The sequence below is a fragment of the Opitutaceae bacterium genome, assembly GCA_041395105.1.
Taxonomy (GTDB): Bacteria; Verrucomicrobiota; Verrucomicrobiia; order Opitutales; family Opitutaceae; genus B12-G4.
In genome coordinates, this window is record JAWLBB010000004.1 from 312686 (window position 1) to 330645 (window position 17960).

19 protein-coding genes are annotated in these 17960 nt (G+C 59.9%); 8 read left to right on the forward strand and 11 right to left on the reverse strand.

All coding sequences use genetic code 11. From position 1 onward, the window contains the following. Positions 1–7 precede the first annotated feature (7 nt). Positions 8–661 carry a lysophospholipid acyltransferase family protein gene (locus R3F07_15010; GenBank protein ID MEZ5277688.1) on the reverse strand — a complete coding sequence of 218 codons (654 nt, stop codon included), beginning with the start codon at positions 659–661 and terminating at the stop codon, positions 8–10. 289 nt (positions 662–950) lie between these two features. Here R3F07_15010 and R3F07_15015 point away from each other — a divergent pair, with 289 nt between their 5' ends. From R3F07_15015 to R3F07_15040, 6 genes are all read left to right on the forward strand, one after another. Next, on the forward strand, positions 951–2789 hold the full coding sequence (locus R3F07_15015) for a glycoside hydrolase family 9 protein (protein MEZ5277689.1): 1839 nt from the start codon (positions 951–953) through the stop codon (positions 2787–2789). A gap of 178 nt (positions 2790–2967) precedes the next feature. Beyond that, positions 2968–4173, forward strand: a complete 1206-nt coding sequence (locus tag R3F07_15020; GenBank protein MEZ5277690.1) for an aldo/keto reductase — start codon at positions 2968–2970, stop codon at positions 4171–4173. Between the two features lie 126 nt (positions 4174–4299). After that, positions 4300–5361: a hypothetical protein gene (locus tag R3F07_15025; protein MEZ5277691.1), complete on the forward strand. Its 1062-nt coding sequence runs from the start codon at positions 4300–4302 to the stop codon at positions 5359–5361. Between the two features lie 208 nt (positions 5362–5569). Beyond that, entirely contained in the window at positions 5570–7987 is a 2418-nt protein-coding gene (locus R3F07_15030) for a hypothetical protein (GenBank protein MEZ5277692.1), read from the forward strand. After that, on the forward strand, positions 7984–8985 hold the full coding sequence (locus tag R3F07_15035) for an NAD(P)-dependent oxidoreductase (protein ID MEZ5277693.1): 1002 nt from the start codon (positions 7984–7986) through the stop codon (positions 8983–8985). Before R3F07_15030 ends, R3F07_15035 begins: the two co-directional genes overlap by 4 nt. Positions 8986–9000: 15 nt before the next feature. Continuing rightward, positions 9001–9171 (forward strand): hypothetical protein, encoded by a 171-nt coding sequence (locus R3F07_15040; protein MEZ5277694.1) that lies wholly within the window; start codon positions 9001–9003, stop codon positions 9169–9171. A 39-nt stretch (positions 9172–9210) separates the two neighbouring features. On the opposite strand, the gene R3F07_15045 is transcribed toward R3F07_15040, so the two are convergent. Next, on the reverse strand, positions 9211–10578 hold the full coding sequence (locus R3F07_15045; protein ID MEZ5277695.1) for a hypothetical protein: 1368 nt from the start codon (positions 10576–10578) through the stop codon (positions 9211–9213). A 385-nt stretch (positions 10579–10963) separates the two neighbouring features. Between R3F07_15045 and R3F07_15050 the strand changes: the two genes are divergently transcribed. Together R3F07_15050 and R3F07_15055 are read left to right on the forward strand one after the other, a co-directional pair. Next, a complete protein-coding gene (locus R3F07_15050) occupies positions 10964–12052 on the forward strand; it encodes a class I SAM-dependent methyltransferase (GenBank protein MEZ5277696.1) in 1089 nt (362 codons plus the stop codon). 70 nt (positions 12053–12122) lie between these two features. Next, entirely contained in the window at positions 12123–13346 is a 1224-nt protein-coding gene (locus tag R3F07_15055; GenBank protein ID MEZ5277697.1) for a hypothetical protein, read from the forward strand. A 39-nt stretch (positions 13347–13385) separates the two neighbouring features. On the opposite strand, the gene R3F07_15060 is transcribed toward R3F07_15055, so the two are convergent. The 9 genes from R3F07_15060 to R3F07_15100 all read right to left on the reverse strand — a co-directional run bounded on the left by R3F07_15060 (position 13386) and on the right by R3F07_15100 (position 17828). Further along, positions 13386–13718, reverse strand: a complete 333-nt coding sequence (locus R3F07_15060) for a cupin domain-containing protein (GenBank protein ID MEZ5277698.1) — start codon at positions 13716–13718, stop codon at positions 13386–13388. Positions 13719–13858: 140 nt separating this feature from the next. Further along, positions 13859–14329 (reverse strand): hypothetical protein, encoded by a 471-nt coding sequence (locus R3F07_15065; GenBank protein MEZ5277699.1) that lies wholly within the window; start codon positions 14327–14329, stop codon positions 13859–13861. Between the two features lie 54 nt (positions 14330–14383). Next, positions 14384–14788 (reverse strand): nuclear transport factor 2 family protein, encoded by a 405-nt coding sequence (locus R3F07_15070; protein ID MEZ5277700.1) that lies wholly within the window; start codon positions 14786–14788, stop codon positions 14384–14386. A 217-nt stretch (positions 14789–15005) separates the two neighbouring features. After that, entirely contained in the window at positions 15006–15446 is a 441-nt protein-coding gene (locus R3F07_15075) for a hypothetical protein (GenBank protein MEZ5277701.1), read from the reverse strand. 21 nt (positions 15447–15467) lie between these two features. Then, on the reverse strand, positions 15468–15632 hold the full coding sequence (locus R3F07_15080) for a hypothetical protein (protein ID MEZ5277702.1): 165 nt from the start codon (positions 15630–15632) through the stop codon (positions 15468–15470). A 208-nt stretch (positions 15633–15840) separates the two neighbouring features. Then, a complete protein-coding gene (locus tag R3F07_15085) occupies positions 15841–16110 on the reverse strand; it encodes a hypothetical protein (protein ID MEZ5277703.1) in 270 nt (89 codons plus the stop codon). Positions 16111–16299: 189 nt separating this feature from the next. Beyond that, positions 16300–17028 carry a hypothetical protein gene (locus R3F07_15090; GenBank protein ID MEZ5277704.1) on the reverse strand — a complete coding sequence of 243 codons (729 nt, stop codon included), beginning with the start codon at positions 17026–17028 and terminating at the stop codon, positions 16300–16302. A gap of 38 nt (positions 17029–17066) precedes the next feature. Then, positions 17067–17285, reverse strand: a complete 219-nt coding sequence (locus R3F07_15095; GenBank protein MEZ5277705.1) for a hypothetical protein — start codon at positions 17283–17285, stop codon at positions 17067–17069. A 42-nt stretch (positions 17286–17327) separates the two neighbouring features. Then, positions 17328–17828: a GNAT family N-acetyltransferase gene (locus R3F07_15100; GenBank protein ID MEZ5277706.1), complete on the reverse strand. Its 501-nt coding sequence runs from the start codon at positions 17826–17828 to the stop codon at positions 17328–17330. Positions 17829–17960 lie beyond the last annotated feature (132 nt).

The following is a 17960-nucleotide window of genomic DNA, read 5'->3' on the forward strand; positions in this document are numbered from 1 at the left end:
GAGACGGTCAAACGCAAGGGCTCCCGTAAAGTCGAGGGCGCATGGTGGCCTCAAGCCGGGCTCGTTCGGCCTCGATGCACTTATCGTCGTCACGGGGCGGGAGTCTGAATGGATCGCCAAACTGGATACACACGCGGGAGAAGGGCTTGGGGATGAAGAACCGGTCCCAGCTCCTGAAGCTCCAGGCATTTGTCGGAGTGGCGTAGACCGGTACGATGACGGCGTCGGTTTCCCTGGCCATGTGGATGATGCCCTTTTTGATCACACCGATCGGCCCCCTGGGTCCGTCGACGATATGCGCCCCCAGACGGTTTTTCCTGATGTGTTGGATCATGCCGCGCATCGCCTCGAGTCCGCCGCGGGAGGAGGATCCCCGGACGGTGATCCAACCCATTCCCCGGGCCACACCGGCGATCAGGCTACCGTCGGTGCTGCGACTGATCATCAGGCCGGGCCGGTAGTGACGGTAGCCTCTGAAGTGGCGGACAAAGGAGAAGAATTGCTGGTGCCAGGAACAGAGGATGACGGACCCTCCCTGCTCGAGATGATCGCGCCAGGTCTGCTCATTCTGGACGGTCAGGCGGAACGTCCGGGAGTAGGAGGAGACCAGCCGGGTGACAAACCAGACGAAGAGCGAGGATGAAAGCAGCCGGTTCTTCATCTTTGGTCGGGCGCCGAAATTGGGCGAAGGTTGCGTCCGTTCACACGGGACCTCGACAATCCGTCGAACGTAGGCGGAAAGGACAGCAATGGTTGAATGGGGAAGAAAGGGGGGGCGGGGATTGGGGATAGTCCCGGATTCCGAAACAGGGGGAGCGTCGTGAGGATGGGCCCGGAGTGCCTTCTGTCAATCCATCAGGAGGCTGGTGATGAGTCCCCCGTTAGTGGAAATGCGGGATCCATTCCGGTTGAACTATGGGCGTGGCGGGTGCAGACTTCCGGGCAAGCTCATGACTCTCTCTCCCTTCAGATTCCTTTTCGCCTGTTTTTCCGTCGTTGTGACTCTGGCGATTCGCCTGGTGGCCGGGCCGCCCGTCATCCAGCCTTTGATTCGCGTCAATCAGTTTGGCTATCTACCTGATGCAGTGAAGGTAGCCGTGATCGCGGACCCCCAGGTCGGACCCGACGCGGATCTGGAATTCACGGCGGGGGCCACCATGCAGGTCCGTCGCCGGGGGGACGATTCCGTGGTCTTTGAAGGGGCGCCCACGGCCTGGAAGAATGGTGAAGTCCACCAGCAATCGGGCGATCGGGGGTGGTGGTTCAATTTCACGGCAGTTGACGAAACGGGCGAATTCTACCTTTGGGATGTGGATCGGGAGGTCGGATCCTACGGTTTTGAGATTTCGGAGACGGTCTTCAACCGGGTTTTGGATACGGCCGTCAGGGTCTTTTTCTATCAGCGACTGGCCTTTGCCAAGGAGGCGGCCCTCGCGGGACCCGACTGGGCGGATGGCCCGGCCTTCATCCATCCGGGTCAGGATACCGAGGCCCGGTCCTATCTGGATCCGGACAATCCGGAAACTGCGCGGGATCTTCGCGGCGGATGGATGGACGCGGGCGACTACAACAAATACGTAACCTTCGCCACGAGTCCGATCCACCAACTGCTTTCGGCCTACGAAGAGAATCCGGGAGTCTTCAGGGATGACACGCGCATCCCCGAATCAGGGAACGGCATTGCCGATCTTCTCGATGAGGTCCGGTTCGAAATGGAGTGGCTGACCCGAATGCAGGAAGCCGACGGAGGGGTCATCCTGAAGATGGGTGCGATCAACCACGATTCCTCAACACCGCCGAGTGCGGATGAGAATCGACGGTATTATGTGCCGCCCTGTTCATCTGCGGCCATCGCCGCGGCCGGGATGTACGCCCATGCGGCATTGGTTTTCAGGGAGGTTTCCGGGTGGCAATCGTTCGCGGCCGAACTCGAAGCAAGGGCGGAGCGTGCCTGGGATTGGTACTTTGCCAATCCGCGCAGCGAGAACTGCGATGACGGGACGGTCAAGGCGGGCGATGCGGATTGGAGCTTTTTCCGGCAGGATGAAGGCGCGGTGGTCGCGGCCATGTATCTGCATCAGGTCACTGGGAAAGAGACCTATGGAGAGTATGTGCGTAACCACTACATGGATGTGGATCCCTTCGCCGAGGGAGCTTACTTTGTCTACCACGGTGTGGCGGCTGATGCGTTTCTGCATTACACGGGCAGCGCTCTTGCTCCTTCCGCGATGACTGCCTCCATCCGGGAACGCGTGGAGAAACTCGGACGGAGCGATGATCCGATCATCTGCTGGGACGGCGAATCCGACCTTTATCGGGCTCACATGCCGGATGACCAGTACCATTGGGGCAGCAACAATGTCAGGTCCAATATAGGCAATGCCAGCCTGTCGTTGCAGTTCCATGGATTCGCGGCGGCAAATCGGGATCTGCAGCGAACGCGGGCCGCCGGTATTCTGGATTCCCTCTGCGGGGTCAATCCGATGGGGCTGGTTTACCTGACGAATATGGGTTCCTTTGGAGCCGAAAAATCCGCGGTGCGCATCTACCATTCCTGGTTTTCTCACGGAAGCGGGTTGGAGGCCAACCCTGCTCCCGGTTATGTGCCTGGTGGCCCGAACAAGAACTATGGCGGCAGTCGGGAGGGGATTCGTGGAAATCCGCCCCAGAAGGCCTATCTGGATTTCAATGACGGTTGGCCCGAAAATTCCTGGGAAATCACGGAGCCCGCCATCTACTACCAGAGTGCGTTTGTGAAGCTGATCTCCAAGTTTGCCCGGCCGGAGTGATTCGCTGCGGCTGGCGGGGATCGGGATGGTGGAGGCCTCGACGATTGATGCGTCCGGGCACATCCGCGCGAGCTTCAGATTCCTGGTTCGTTTCGCAACTGACAGCGGCCCCGAAGACCAAGTCAGTCGTTTGACATTCGCACCGGGCCGGGTCTGATTCGGTGCGTTCTCTGCATCCATGATGAAACCACCTGACTCTACATCCAGACGTTCATTTCTGAAGGCCTCGGCACTGGCGGCGGTTTCGGCGGCCGTGCCTACGGCCAGGGGAAATACCAATCCGGTCGAGACGGCCGCCCTGCCGCGGGTTCGGGCAGCGAATCCGCCAGAGTGGCGAAACCGGCAGGTGGGCATGGCCTATCGCCGGATGGGCGCCACCGGGATGATGGTGTCGGAACTGGTCATGGGTGGGATCCCGATCAACCGGGATAATCGCTCGATGATTCACCTGGCGATGGACCTTGGGATCAACTATATCGATACCGCCTCCGGTTATGGGAAGGACGGTGAGAGCGAGAGAGCTCTGGGAGCCTTTTTCAAGGATAACCCGGGTGCCCGGGACAGACTTTTCCTCGCATCCAAACTGAGCGCGTTCGGCGGATTCCGGACGCAGATGTATCGGGATCTCTATGAGGGCCTGCCCTCGGAGAAGAAGAATGCCATCCAGAAGCGTGCCGCCGAGATCGTCGAAGAACGGTCGGTCGGGAAACCCGGAGTCTTCTTCACCTATTTCCCGGGCCACGAGCGGGAATTGGACTGGGAATACCGGATCATTGCCATGCAGAAGGATTATGGGCAGCGTATCGACGGGAACGGGAAGTTCCGGGCACGCATGTTCGAGATCCTCGACGAGAGTCTGCAGCGAACCGGCGTGGACCATTACGATGTCCTTTTCTGCCCTCATGGTTGCTCTTCCCCCGAGCAGCTCGAGGAACCCGAGATGCTGGAGACGCTGGATGAGATGAAGAAGCAGGGCAAATGTCGCTTTGTCGCCGTTTCCACGCATACGGCCTTCGAGCAGGTCACCCGAAAGGCAGTGGATCTGGGGACCTATGATCTTGTGATGGCATCCTATAACGTGATCAATCACGGGACGATGGAAGCCTCCATTGCGCATGCGGCGAAGCACGGCGTGGGTTTTGTCGCGATGAAGGCGGCGGCCTCCGTCCGGACTCACTTTGATCAGTTCAAGCCGCTTCCGGCATGGCGCGAGGAGAAGCTTCAGCGCCTGGTGCCGGGAGAGGACAGTGCACCGGTCAAGGCCTATCTCTTTGTCCTGCAGAACCCGAATGTCTCGGCGGTCATCTCCAATATGTGGAACGAGGATATGATCCGGGAAAATGTCGCGGCGGTCGGACGAAAGGTGGATCTGCAACCGGGTTGAGGGATGCGTTTTTCCCGCCCGATTCACCGGTTGGCGTCGCAGGTTTGATTTCTTCCCGTGTTCCTGGCATCTGTAGGAATGGCCAATTGCTCCTCTTCGGACCCCTTCAGAGGTTTGCTCCTCCTCATGTCCACTTTGGTGGTCGCGTGTTCACCATCGGCCGGGGAAACGTGGACCACGAATGTGGTGGCCGGCTCATGCCGCTTCCCAAAGGTTGAAGTGGCCGGGGTTTTTGAGCCACCCGGGGAGTCCAACGTGCGCTCGACCTTTCAGCTGACCGAGGGGGTCGGGCTTATCGGGACTGAGGAGACCGGCGATATCTTCAAGTCCGAAGACGCGGGGATGACCTGGCGGAAGGTCTGGGACGGTGGGGATTCCTGGAAGATTCAGGATGTGCGCAATTTCATCCGGGCCGCCGACGGCTTCCTCTACATCACCACCTCGGAGCCGGCGCTGGTGGCCCGTTCGATGGATGAGGGTGAGAGCTGGAGCGTCCTCGCCCGGCCCCGATCTTCCCGAACCGTGGGTCTGGTGGAACTGCAAAGCGGGGTCATGCTCGCGGGACTCCGGCGTTCGGAGAACGGCTGGACCAGTATCGTGAGATCGGAGGACGCCTTCTCCTCGTTCGACTGGATTCCCTTGAGCACCGAAGAGCCCCGGCAGAATGTCACCTGTTTCGGCTATTGGGGAGGAAGGGAGGTCCTGGCTGGAGTCGGCTACGAGGGTTCGGGCAAGATCTACAGGTCAATGGACGAGGGGAAGAGCTGGGTGAAGACGGCGGACTTTCCCGAGGCTCGCGATCTCATGAACTTCGTTCGGATTGGTGATCGGATTTTCGTTCTCGCGTCGGGCATCGCGACGCTTTTTCAGAGCACGGACGGGGGGCAAAGCTGGACCCCCGGGCATCAGTTCTTTTCCAAAGGATTTCTCGGGCAGTGCGCTTCATTCGAGTGGGAGGGCGACACGTTCTGGCTGCTGACGGCGACTGACCAGACCCGGGATATTTTCCGGCATGTTGTCATGATATCCGATGACTCGGGAGACTCCTGGTCGGAGTGGATTCAGCTCGCGGAAGATTCCAGCGGAGGAGCGAGCAATCTCGCTGTTCTTTCTCCGAATACGATTGTGGTGGGTACCGGCAATCACTCGGCCCAAGGCCGGGCCTTCACGCTGTTGGTCACGGATTGACCGGGACGAAGTCGGTCTCGGGACCCTGTCGTCAGGACCCCTGAAGCCGGATCATCTGGCGAGGACGGCGCGCGAGGCGTCATTTGCCGTTTGCTGACCGGCCCTTGTGGTTTTTGATCGGAGCATCCACACCCGTCCATCTTCAGATTCCACCTGTCGGGCCGTCTTTGGGTGAACCAATCGGGTGGGTTGTTTATCATGCTGTCCCGTGAAGCCTGTATTTCCGCTCGCCATCCTTGCCTCCGGTTCAATTGCGGCGCCCTTTCATGAGAATGACCTGATGGTTTACCCGGGAGCCGATTCGGCTCTGGCCTGTCCGATCTACGAAGTCCGGGTGACTCAGGGTGACCGGACGCAGGAAGCGTTCGTTTACCAGAGTGTCTCGGATTGGGCTGAGCAGTCCTATTCGCGTCACAAGCAGTTTTTTGAATCTTTGTCCTATGCCGGATTCGCCTTTGCGGGCGAAGTGACCGTTGAAGTGACCAAGGTCGGCCGGGTCCGACCGGGTATTCCGGCGATGGCCTGGAGACCGGATCTGGTCAATCCGCCGCCCCCAACCGGGGTGATGGTGCGTCCGGAACGCTTTGCCATCGAGGCGGAACTCGACGGATGGATTGCCCGTTTCACGATCAGACAACCGGGACAGTATTCGGTCGAATTTGTCGACCGCGACCTGGACCCGTCCGGGACGCCCCTGCATGGGCTCATGATCTTTGCCGATCCCCTGGAGGATCTCGATTCGGTTCCATCGAAGTCGGCTCCGGAGGTCTTCAGCCTGACTCCGGATAAGCCGGCCGCCGCCGTCCCGGAATCGGCGACCGTGGTTCGACTCGAGCCGGGAGTTCATGAACTGGGTCCGTGGGTTGTCCCTTCACGGATCCGTCAGGTCTATCTCGCTCCCGGTGCGTTTGTGAAAGGCTGCCTGAGCATCCGCGATCGGGCGGACGGATTTGTTCTCAATGGGCGAGGGGTTCTCTCGGCCCATCACCTTGGTTGGCATGCCAAGGCCGCCCCGGGGAAGGAGGCGGGTTGGTATGAACTGCCCGCTCCCGGCAAGGATTACCTCAAGCTCCTCATCGTCGAAGGCGACCATCTGACCGTGGACGGCATCGTTCTGGCCGATTCACCCTTTCATACGGTCGGCGGATCCGGAACCCATCACACCTGGAGCTGGGTCAAGGCCATGGGGTGGCGCCTGAACAACGATGGAATCCCGGGGTTTGCCGACTCAGTGATCCGTCATTGCTTCATCCGGGCCAACGATGACGCAGTCTGGCTCTACCATGACAACCTCCTTGTCCACGACCTGGTCATGTGGCAGGGGGACAATGGGGCCTGTTTCCAACTGGGTTGGAGTTCAAAGTCGGCCCGGAATGTCACGGTGCGCGACATCGACGTGATTCATGGGGAATGGAGGACCGACCGTCGGCGCAACAACAGCGGGCTGGTCAATCTGCGTATCAGCACACCGGGTACAGATGGGCCGGGCGTGCAGGAGGATTTCCTTTTCGAGAACATCAACGTCGAGACCCCGGTGGCGACCGGGATCGACATCCGGATGCGGAAGGAGGCGGGGGAGGGGGGCGGCCGGCACACCATCCGCAATTTCACCTTCCGCAATATCCGGCTGCAGCTGGAGGCGGGATTCCCCTTTGCCCGCAGCTTCATGGTTCCCTGGGACGGCGAGTTCGGGTTTGAGAACGTCCGCTTCGAGAACCTCCGCGTCAACGGCGTTCTGGTCACAGACGGCAACCATGCGAATGAAGGTCGGTTCGATATCTCGTCGGTGGCGACCAGCGACATCGGATTCGATGCGGACACGCGTATGCTGGTCTGGTTCAATCCCCTGCAGGGATTGCCGAGCGGGCTCATAGATGCCGCGATCATTTGCACGGACGGGCAATTCACCATGGTTGGGATCAATGCCGCGGGCATACCCGCCCGTTGGACCTCCTCCGACCTCGTCTCCTGGAGTGCAGGAGGCCCTTTGTCGTTGGCCCATCCCGACTGGGGCAGGGGACCTTTCTCCGCCCCCCGGCTTCTTTACGATCCGGTCCGGCGCAAGGTCTTCCTGGTCTTCCAGCGAGGCACCGGAGTCGGTCTTGCATCGACCGACAACCTGGATGGATCCTGGGACCTTCTGACCCCGGATCGACCGCTGGCCGAGGGCGGGCACCCCTCACTTTTCGAAGACGATGGCGGCAGTCTCTATCTGGTCGTCGACGGGGCCCGGATGACTCCGATAGATCCCGGAAATCCCGGATTGATCAAGGATTGGGTTGTGTTGACAGGTTCGGACAGCAGCCAGGCGACCATCGTCAAGAAGAATGGATCCTATCATCTGTTTTGGACGGAGGGAGATGGGGAATCTCCGATGAGTGGTCGTTATGCCGTGGCCCGTTCGGTCATTGGACCGTACCAGAAGAGTATCCTGACCGAAGGGCACGCTTTCACCTCGGGCTACCCATGGCCGGGACCGGACGGGCGGTGGTGGTTTCTTTCGGATTCCGGGACGGGGCTTTCCCTGAGGCCCCTGCGATTCGACGAGACGGCTGGTCTCTTCTTGATTAGCGGTCCGGGTGACGCTGAATGTAAGGTGGAACTTCCAACTTACCTCCCACCGTGAGACCCGCCATTCTCGTCAACCTCCCGCCAGCGTTTTTCACCCAGCCGGAGCTGGTCGCCAGTTTTCAGCGACTGGCTCGCTTGGGAACAGTCCGTCAGACGTCCCACAACACAGCCGATGAAATCGCCGCCGACCTTCTCTGGGCCGATGCGGTTCTCATGTGGTCGTGGCCGGTCCTCGACGAAGCGCTTCTCGACCGGATAGGAACGGTCGATTATCTCGGTCATATCGATATCACCCAGGCGGGGGCAAGGGCCGAGCTTTCCCGGGGAATTGCCGTTTCGACCTCACGGGCCGGCTTTTCCCCGGCCGTCGCGGAAATGGCCCTCGGCCTCATTCTGAACGCCCTGCGGCATTTGTCTGATTATCACTCGGCGATGCGTTGTGGAATGGAGAAATGGGTTGATGTCTTTCCGCGGGACATAGATCCGCTTGAGCGACAACTGACCGGCCGGCGGATTGGAATCGTCGGTTTCGGCCAGGTTGGCCGGCGCCTCGCGCGTTTTCTGCGGGCCTTCGAGGTGGAGCTGAAGGTGGTGGATCCCTATGTCAGCCAAGCGACCCTCGACGAATACGGGGCCACCAGGATGGATCTCGATCCGATGATTGCGGAATGTGAGATCGTGGTTCTTTGTGCGTCCAGCAATGACGGCACCCGTCACCTGATAGATGCGGGACGGTGCGCGGCTCTCCGCAAGGACGCGATCCTGGTCAATGTCGCCCGGGCGGCGCTGGTTGATTACGCGGCCCTTGCGGAACGTCTGAAAATGGGTGATCTGATCGCCTGTCTGGACGTCTTTGATTCGGAGCCCCTGCCGGCCGATTCGGAGTTGAGAAGGCTTCCCAATGCTTATCTGACGCCCCACCGGGCCGGAGGGCTCATCAGTTCGGTCCGGCGCAACATCGACTGGCTGATCGACGATTATGAAAACCATCTTGCCGGAAGGGCTCGGCGATACCCGGTGACCGAGACCATGATTCCCGCGCTTGACCGTTGAGCCGGCATTTCCGCAATGAATAATCTGGTCTGGATCGCGCTGGTGGTGACGCTGCTCATGGTTGCGGGCCATATCCTTCTCTTCTGGTGGTTCGTGTTGAGGCGCAGGGATCAACAGGATGGAAAGACGGCGAATCCGCCTTCAGAGGCGCGGAACGATGGGTCGGGGGCGGTCCCGAGAAATTGAGAGCAGTTTTGGAAGGCTGCCGATCGGTCTGACCGCACTTCACCAGAACCCACGCTTGCGGCCACGCCAGAAGGTAGCGAGGTAGGAGGCGGGCATCTCGCTGCTGAGTGCCTCTTTGACATCCGCGTTGTCGGCCACAATCTGCTGCCCATCGGGATCATGCTGCCATTTGATGCGGACGGCGTCGACGCTCTGCATGATCCTTTGGGCCAGTTCGATGGCGGCAGACCGCTGGTCGGAAGAGTATTCGGCCGTGATGACCGAAGTGACCAGGAATCGGCAGATGGGTTCCATCCACCGCTTCTGCGAGGTGTAGGACAAACCCGGTTGGCCGAGGAGCCATTCCTCGCGGGGCAGGCGCCGGGTTCGAGGAGCGGGCCGCCAAGTGTCCTTTTCCACGTCGACGATGAAGTAGTAGAACGGCATGAGATCCTCGCCCATGCCGATCGGCCAGGTCTTCCACCAGGTCTCGAGGGTCCCGATCAATTCGCTTCGGGTGACTACGGCCGGGTTGAGCCTGTGGATGATCTCGGCCGCAACCGCCGTGAACTTGCTGTGAATGGTCGTTTCCCAGCAAAGGAACTCGTTGGGTCCGAGATGGCCCTCGACAAGCTTGTTGAACATCCAGTCGTCGATCTCGCCGCTCTGGATCTTTCGTCGGAACGCCCCGATTTTGGTTTCGGTCTTCCAGCGTGAAATCGATTGGAACCGGTCGGATTCTGCCTTGTAGACCGGATTTCCCGTCAGGTGCCAGGCGATCTGATTGATCGCCATGTAGATGGCATTGTAGGAATGCTCCTCCTCCTTGTTGCTCCAGGTGTGTTTGAGGTAGAAGATCGTGTAGTCTATCTTGCGCCAATGGTCGGCAAACCCGATCAGCATCTCTTCGGCCCGTCGACGTTCCAACGGGGGGGCAATCTCCAGAAAGGTGAAAAGACCCCAGGTCGCATCGAGGTATTGGTCGCCGCTCGTCTGGTCGGAGAGCCGGAATCCATAGGGTTTGCCCATCCAACCCGGGCGCCCGTCATCCTCTCCGAAGCGGTAGATGAGGTCGAGTGAATGAAACGCCTTCAGGGCCCGTGTCATCGCTGCCGGGTCCCCTGTTGCCAGATAGCGGTAGCATTGGGAGGCGAGGTAGATTCCCGAAGTGGTGATTGAGTTCTCGTTGTTCCGGTATTCCCAGGGCCCCTTCGGTTTGAGGCGCCATCCGGCAAAGTCAAAAGATTCGATCCCCTCGAAATCCCGCGGCTCGAAGGGACGGATGGTTTCGCCGTCGATCTTCATCATCGAGTACATGATTCCGCACTCATGGAAGACGGTCCGTTCGTAGAAAGACTGGATGTGGGCGGCCTTTTCCTCGATGGATTTTCCGGCGAGGGCGGCCAGTGGGTTTGATGGGGCGGTCATGGGTGATGAACGGGAGCGGTGGTCGGTTCAGGCCCGGGCGTTTCCGGTCGGGCCACAAAAAAAGGGACCGATCTGCATCGGTCCCTTTCGAACGGGGATCAAGTCAGCCCTTCTTGGCGCGCTTGGCTTCCCTCTTTTCCTTGGCGGTCTTCTGTGGAGCTTTCTTGGTTTCTTTCTTGGCGTCTCTTGATTTGGCCATGGTTGGGGTTCCGGTCATTCCCTCATTATTTCGGGAAGGATGGCCGAACAATAGGATGCCGGGTTCCGGGAATCAATACCGCGGTTGTGTTTATGGGCATCATCCCGGAGCCAATTCTTCGGATTGCGCCCGACGCGGAAGCGTGACATGGTCCGGCTCCTGAAGCATCCGTTGCAACGGGACCTTATGCTTCTTCAAGTTCTTCAGGATTTCAGTGTCCGTCTGTTTTCTTCGGGTCGACGAGTATTCAGGGCGATAGGCCGATGGATTCGGGCCCGACCGCGCCTGGCTCGGTGGTTTTATCCCCCATGGTCGCCGGAGTCGGACTACCGGGAGCACAACGGCCTGCTTTTTGCCGATTTCCACGAGCAGGAGCGTATGCTGGCCGACCAGCCCCGGATGGCATTTTATCAGGCCGCCATTTCCCGACATATCCGACCCGGCTCGCGGGTGATCGATCTGGGAACGGGGACCGGCATCCTGGCCGCACTGGCGGCCCGTCAGGGCGCCGCCCAAGTCTATGCGATCGACCATTCCGAGATCCTGACCCATGCCAAGACGTTGGCAAAGGCGAATCGGGTCGGGAACGTCACGTTCGTGGCGACCCACAGTTCCGCTTTCACGACAGATGAGCCGGTCGACGTGATCCTGCACGAACAGATGGGTGATTGTCTCTTTGACGAGAGCATGGTGGCGAACCTCATCGACATGCGGGACCGACTGCTCAAGCCCGGTGGACTGATCCGGCCCGGGGTCTTTGTGCTTTTCTGCGAGCCCGTTCAATTGAAGGACAACCGCGTTCTTCCCTTCATCTGGGAAATGGAAGTCCAGGGTTATGACTATTCCTGCCTGGCGGATCAGCGACCGAATCATCCGCGTTACTATCGGATCTCAAGCTGCGACCTCGACCTGATCGATCATTTTCTCTGCTCGCCCCGGCCGATTCTGAAATTGGACCTGCACACCGTGGATGAAGCGGAGATTCCCTACGACGTCGGATTTGACCGGACGATCACCGATCCGGGACGGCTCGACGGCTTTGTGGTCTACTTTCGAACCCGGGTGGATGACGATCTTTCGCTGACGACTGACCCGAGGGACCCGGACCGGGCGACGAACTGGGGGTTTCGAATCCTGCGCACCCCTCAGGAGACGCTTGCCTCCGGTGACCGGCTGTCCTTGCAGTTGGCGGTTGGCCAATGGGAGGAACCCGATACCTGGCGCTGGCATCATGAGATCAATGCGGACTGCCCGATGCCGTCCGGATCTGCCTGAACCCGTTCGAAACCACCGACCGCGGGTTTGACCCGGGTGGCGAATTCGGGATGACTGAAACCCACCCTTTATGAAGCTGAACCCCGCCGTTGTCGCCCGTGGTCTGATCAGGCACTGGAATTACTTTTCCCATCACATCATCGCGAGTCCGGGCATGGCCCATCCCATGCAGGCCTGCTTTGAAGAAGCCTACGTGGTCATGGGCGCGTCGCGGACCATGGGGCTGCTGGACGACGCCCGCATGACAGCGATCTGCCGCCGATTCAGCGCCCGCATGATGCAGTATCAGGGGGTCCACTACCCCGACATGCTCGACATGGGGTACGGATACAATCGCGACGCCCGGGGCATGGTCAACTGTTCCTGTGTGGCGGACAATGCCTCTTCGGCCAACGGCATGCTTGAAGCGGTTCGCACCTTCCCGCACCTGCCCGAAAACGCGGAGGTTCTTTCCAGCGTGAAGCGATTCATCGACCACTGCCTGGAAAACTACCTGACGGACAAGGGAGTCATGGGGGTGGGGGTGCTCAACCACCAGATCAATCCGGAGGGCATGCGGGAATACTGGTGCGCCGATTCTCTCTTTGCCGCCACCCTGATCCGCTACGCCGCGCTGGCCGGGGAATCACACTACTATGATGCCGCGGTGCCGATGATCGAATACATCAGTACCTTCGACTACAAGAACACCCTCTGGGGCGAGTGGACGAAGAGCGCGCCCCAGCAGATCCTTCTTTATGCCTCGGAGGGCCTGGTCGCTGCCTTGACCAGCCCGGAGATGCGGAAGAGACTGTCCGTTCCGCTGAATGATGTGATCCAGTTCAGCCCGAAGGCGGAACCCGAACAGATTGTTCCCGCCATGGCGCCCAACCTGATGGAGGCGGATCTGAAGTCCGCGGCGGTTGCCTCCGCCGATACGATCTGGGCCCGCCTTGAGGCCCGCCATGCGGAATTCTGTGACTGGTTTCACCAGAACCAGATGGCCGACGGCTGTTTCGAGCACCCGGCCAATGACCACTTTCGCTGCTATGAACCGGGACTTTCATGGATCCTGCTCGAATCGGTTCGAGGGATCACAGGGTGCGATTGGTTGGAGTCGATCGCTGCGAAGCAATTGCGTTTCATGGCGGGCAACGGCGGCAAGCTCTACTACGGGCTCTATGCCAACGATTTTGCCTCGGGTCTTTCCCTCCTTTCCTTTGCCACAGCCGGCGAGATACTGAAGGGTAGGGATCCGGAGGGCTGGGAGGCTGCGGTGCAGGACGTTTTCGACCGCGGTGAGGACATCTGGTAGTCTTCTTTTCCGCTTAGTCCTTTCACGGTCTCCGACGCATCAGGGACCGGTCTTTAGGTAGTCGTCGCGAACCGGAGAAAAGACCTCGATCGCGACCGAGTCCTCGAGGACTTCGGCCCCGTGATCCACTCCGCCGGGGATGCACCAGCAGTCCCCCGGCCTGGCGTCAAAGACTTCCGTGCCGATCGTGAGCCGGATGGCGCCGCTGACCAGGTAGCCCGTCTGCTCGTGCGGGTGGGAATGCCGCGGAAGGAGTCGATTGCGCTCCAGGTGAAACTCGGCAAGAAGAGTCCGTTCGCCATGAACCCGGGTCTTGAATCGGACTCCCGGGAAAGGCTCCTGGCAGCGGCAGTTGTCGGATCGCGTGAACATGGATTCTCCGTCGTTTGACGATGGGGTTTGTGAGGAAGGAAGTGCGCCTGGTTGGCGATCCACGTCTGTCAGTCCACCGCCGGGTCGGTTCAGGCCACCGCAAGGAAAGGGCTGAAGCCGTTCGGAGGGGCGGCCCCGTCTCAAGCGGGGCGCGGGATCCGGCTGAATGTCTGGATGACAATCTTTCGATCATCCTCATCGCCGATTGCGGCAATCGCCTTCTCAGCCAGAACGTAGGCCGCTCGATAGGATTCGGAATCGCCCGCCGCCAGTGACGCTCTTGCGAAGATTGCATGCACGAACGCGACCTCCCAATCGGGAGTCTCCCGGGAGAGGAACCAGGCCTGCATCGTCGTGGCATGGCGCAGGGCGATCGTTCCATTTCCCAGCTGGGCATGAACTTCGGCCAGGAGCATCTTCGCGCGCATGTGGTTGAGCTCATCGCCTGCGAAACCCCAATGCCAGGCCGCCGCGTGGGCCGCATCGAGCATTTCCTGGTCTTCGTCGGCAGATCGGGACGCGATGGTGAGCGACCACGCACGATTGTTGCTCTCGATTGCAAAATAGCGGTGCCAGGTTATCAGATCTGATTCGGGTGGTTGATTGGGCATAGGTGGAATCCTCGGGTTGATGGAAAAAGTATGGTCATCGGGCTCGGTGCCGGATCAGGTCGGCGGGATGCCGAGTTGGCGGAACATGGCCGCCGAGTCACGGGCTCCCCACCTCCGCTCGATGCCATTCTCACTGACCTCAAACCATTCCATGGCGACCACCTCGTAGGTCTTCCCGGTGGGCTCGTGGTCCCGGAACCTGGCAACAAATTGTCCCCGTTCGGTGTAGCGCACGGCGACCCGGTTCTCTTCCGCGATGATCGAGTCTACCTGGAGCTGCATTCTGAAGCACTTGACGAGCATCTCCCAAATCGGACGGACCTTGGGAATCTCTCCCCAACCGAGGACTCCCTGAACGACTGCTCCCGGAGCAAAACACGCGCACACTCCGTCGACATCACCTTTATTGAAGGCCTCCACGTAGCGGAGGACGATATGTTTGATAGTCTCTTCTTTCATACAGACTGGCTTTCCACTCCGGGGATCACGGCATGTTCCCTTTGGGAATGTTGATGAATGGTGCCATAGGCTTGGTCGCGGTCACCCGAAGATCCTTTGAATGGTGTCTCCACCAATGGGCCGGGAGGAGTGCTGATGGAAGATGGACCAGCGATCGTTGTCCTTGCAAAGGCTCCAAGAGAGCCGGTTCTTCATCTTCCGGAGTGCCATGAGGTCCCTATTCGGAATGAGCAGGTTCGGGTGAGACGCGTGCCCGGGTGCCTCGCCGCAGATGGAGCCAGCGGCCAGCCAGACCCATGGCGAAGATGGAAAGGTAGGACAGCCAGATCCAGGGCGATTGATCGATGAAGAACCCCCAATTGGCCGGTGTGCCGAAGATCACGGGAACCACTGCGATGTAGACCAGGGCGTCCAGGAGAAAGGACAGGGCGGACCAATAAAGGGCTACCCGGATCACTTCCGACAGGGAGGTCTCCGGAGGACACGCCACCATTCCAAGATAGAGGTAGAAAAGGACTGCAAAGACAGCGGGCATCAAGGTGAACAGGCCGACCCACATCAGCACTTCGTTGACGAAGTAGAGCGCGAACCCGACGACCGTCCCGACCACGTAGCCCAGGAGAAACAGGCCTGAAGACCAGAGCCAGCTCTTCATCATATGATCGGGCGTTCGCTTTCGCTACTGGGCCACCGGCGCGAAGTGGACGCCCAGGTAGTAGGGCCAGACTAGGATGGCGAGAACTCCCTTCCAGAAAGTGAGTTTGAGGTAACCCAGGGTGAAAAGCCAGGCGGCCATCCAGACGCCACCGGTCATGGTCTGTTGTTCAACTCTGATTTTCGTCATAGGATTTTTCATATAGTGTTTGTCTTGTCCTTAACGGGATGGCGTCTCCGATCGGAATCCTTGCGGTCAGGGCACTTTGCGACGAAATCCTGGAACGAATGCGGTGACTCCGGCCCTCTAGTCGAAATGGTTGAGCAGCCGCGGAACCGCCGCTCTGTGGTGTGGACGCATCATCCGTCCGAAGGGCAGGGGACACTGTGTTTGCCTTTTATGGTGTGAATTCGATCAGCATCCGCATCGTTTCAACCTTGAGGCCGTCTTCCTGCATGGCCTTCTTGCCCTCCTCGGTCCGCAGCAATTCCTGAAACTTCGCCAGATCGGGAATCTCGGCCAGAACGCCGGTTCTCCGTGGGTTGTCGGGATCGCGGAAATTGCGGCATTTGACGCCGATTTTCCCGAACATCTCGTGTCGGCTCCCTGGGCCCTTCTTCCAGGATCTGGCCCAGATTGCGCCATCGTTGACTTCGTGGAATATCATCGCGGTTGTCATAATCGGTTCCTTTCGTTTTGGGTTGGGTTTGATTGGCTTGGGGTAGGAGCCTTTTCCTGCCCAAACCCTGCCAGGTACGGCTCGCAATCGGTCAAGGGTTCAGACTGGCGGGTTTTGAGGTTTTGTCCACGTTGATTGGTTCGGCTGCTTGCCATTCCCGGTCCCGCGATACGCGGTTCAGCCAATCCCTGAAAACCAGTTCAGAACGCGCAAGGCGCGCAGCGTGATCCACCGGCTGGGTCGTTCCTCGCCCTCATCCATTTCGACCGGCATTGGTCCGGGATGACGCCTTTCGAGCATCCACCGGCCGTTGCTGTCGCGCTTGGACGCGACCACGTTGATTGCTTCAGCCAGGCGCTCGTCAGGCTCGACCCCGGCACGTCGCAGGTAATCGAGACCTCGCAGCACGTCATAGTGCCACCAGGTGGGGAAGGCGAGGCGGGTCCAGTCAGTGCCATCCTTGCGATCCCGCTCAATCACCTCGCCGGTTGAGCGGCGCCGGAAGAGGCGGCGTTCGAGGAGGTAATCCTGACCGCGGAGCCGGGCTCGGGTCACCTCTGGACTGGCGCCGCCGGCCTGTTCTTGCTCGAGCAGCGCCTCGAGCACGCAGATGGTGGTGTTGAACGATGACCGGGCCGAGCCGTTGGCGGCTTCGCAATTCCAGCCACCGTCCTGCAGCTGCTCGGTCAGCAGCCGGTTGACGATGCCCTGGACATCCTGTTTGAAGTAGGCTCCCACCGCCGCGACCTGCCCGTTGATGCAGGGCTCCACTTCGCCGGCAAAGAAAGGGTTATGGTCCGCTTCCTGGGGTCCGCACCCCTGCCAGGTAACCCGGTCACACACGAGGCCCACCGCGCGGCGCGCCTCGACGTCGGTGGGATCAAGTCCCAGGTCTCGCAGCAGCATCAGGACGTGCATGGTGGAATTCCACCCGCGATTCCACGCTACTCCGCCCCAGGATCCGTCGGATGCCTGAAGTCCGAGCAGCCGCTCACCGTAACCTTCTGTGGAAATGCGGCGCGTTCGGCCGCGACCTCTTCCGTAGGTGCGCCGGTCAGGTCCCGCATCACCTGCCAGCGGATCGACGGATCCGAATCAAGCAGCCACCGTATGACTGGTTCCTGCGGCTGGAAGCGCTTCCGGTTGTTTGGATTTCCGGTCATCAGGTCGTGGGCCCGGTCGAATGCGATGGCATGGAACAGACTTCAATGTTCTTGCCGCACGCTGTCCCGGTTGGCTGTCGCGCTTGTCACGGCTCCGTCGGTTTTCAGTGTTTTGACAAAATGCACACTCCTGCCGGCTTCCCTGAATCCGAGCATCGTATGAAGCCGGATGCTATGATCGTTCGAAAGTTCGGCATCGCTGGCAAGCTCGCTGAATCCTTCCGAAACCGCCCACTGCTCAACGAATGAAAGGAGCGCGCGACCGACACCGTGCCCTCGATAGGCTGGCCGAACGAACCATCCCTCCAAATAGGGGACTGGCGCGGAGACAGTACCTTCCACATGATCAGATCTCACCGAGACTTCGGCGGACCCCGCCAACTCCCGGTCGACTAGGGCCAGTGCGACTATCCCGGGACGGCTGGAAAGCTGTGTCATCTCGAGGCGGTGGCGATCGGGCGGACAATCAGGCCAGAGTTCCAAGCGCAGCCGGCCCCATTGAATCCGGTCGCCAGGAGTAGCCGTCCTGATTTCGATCTTCATGATTTGCTCGACGCTATATGCGAGCGACGGAGAAGTGAAGCCCCGGGTCTTTCATCGCCGTCTGGCCGGGCAATTCAGATTCTCGGATGAGATTTGCCCGTGATCGCTTGCACTCGATGCCGGGGCCTTCTT

Bases quoted from the DNA above. Each gene is read 5' to 3' on its own strand.
- R3F07_15010 (MEZ5277688.1), bottom strand. From the start codon at position 661: ATGAAGAACCGGCTGCTTTCATCCTCGCTCTTCGTCTGGTTTGTCACC.
- R3F07_15015 (MEZ5277689.1), top strand. From the start codon at position 951: ATGACTCTCTCTCCCTTCAGATTCCTTTTCGCCTGTTTTTCCGTCGTT.
- R3F07_15020 (MEZ5277690.1), top strand. From the start codon at position 2,968: ATGATGAAACCACCTGACTCTACATCCAGACGTTCATTTCTGAAGGCC.
- R3F07_15025 (MEZ5277691.1), top strand. From the start codon at position 4,300: ATGTCCACTTTGGTGGTCGCGTGTTCACCATCGGCCGGGGAAACGTGG.
- R3F07_15040 (MEZ5277694.1), top strand. From the start codon at position 9,001: ATGAATAATCTGGTCTGGATCGCGCTGGTGGTGACGCTGCTCATGGTT.
- R3F07_15045 (MEZ5277695.1), bottom strand. From the start codon at position 10,578: ATGACCGCCCCATCAAACCCACTGGCCGCCCTCGCCGGAAAATCCATC.
- R3F07_15050 (MEZ5277696.1), top strand. From the start codon at position 10,964: ATGCTTCTTCAAGTTCTTCAGGATTTCAGTGTCCGTCTGTTTTCTTCG.
- R3F07_15055 (MEZ5277697.1), top strand. From the start codon at position 12,123: ATGAAGCTGAACCCCGCCGTTGTCGCCCGTGGTCTGATCAGGCACTGG.
- R3F07_15060 (MEZ5277698.1), bottom strand. From the start codon at position 13,718: ATGTTCACGCGATCCGACAACTGCCGCTGCCAGGAGCCTTTCCCGGGA.
- R3F07_15065 (MEZ5277699.1), bottom strand. From the start codon at position 14,329: ATGCCCAATCAACCACCCGAATCAGATCTGATAACCTGGCACCGCTAT.
- R3F07_15070 (MEZ5277700.1), bottom strand. From the start codon at position 14,788: ATGAAAGAAGAGACTATCAAACATATCGTCCTCCGCTACGTGGAGGCC.
- R3F07_15075 (MEZ5277701.1), bottom strand. From the start codon at position 15,446: ATGATGAAGAGCTGGCTCTGGTCTTCAGGCCTGTTTCTCCTGGGCTAC.
- R3F07_15080 (MEZ5277702.1), bottom strand. From the start codon at position 15,632: ATGACGAAAATCAGAGTTGAACAACAGACCATGACCGGTGGCGTCTGG.
- R3F07_15085 (MEZ5277703.1), bottom strand. From the start codon at position 16,110: ATGATATTCCACGAAGTCAACGATGGCGCAATCTGGGCCAGATCCTGG.
- R3F07_15090 (MEZ5277704.1), bottom strand. From the start codon at position 17,028: ATGCTGCTGCGAGACCTGGGACTTGATCCCACCGACGTCGAGGCGCGC.
- R3F07_15095 (MEZ5277705.1), bottom strand. From the start codon at position 17,285: ATGACCGGAAATCCAAACAACCGGAAGCGCTTCCAGCCGCAGGAACCA.
- R3F07_15100 (MEZ5277706.1), bottom strand. From the start codon at position 17,828: ATGAAGATCGAAATCAGGACGGCTACTCCTGGCGACCGGATTCAATGG.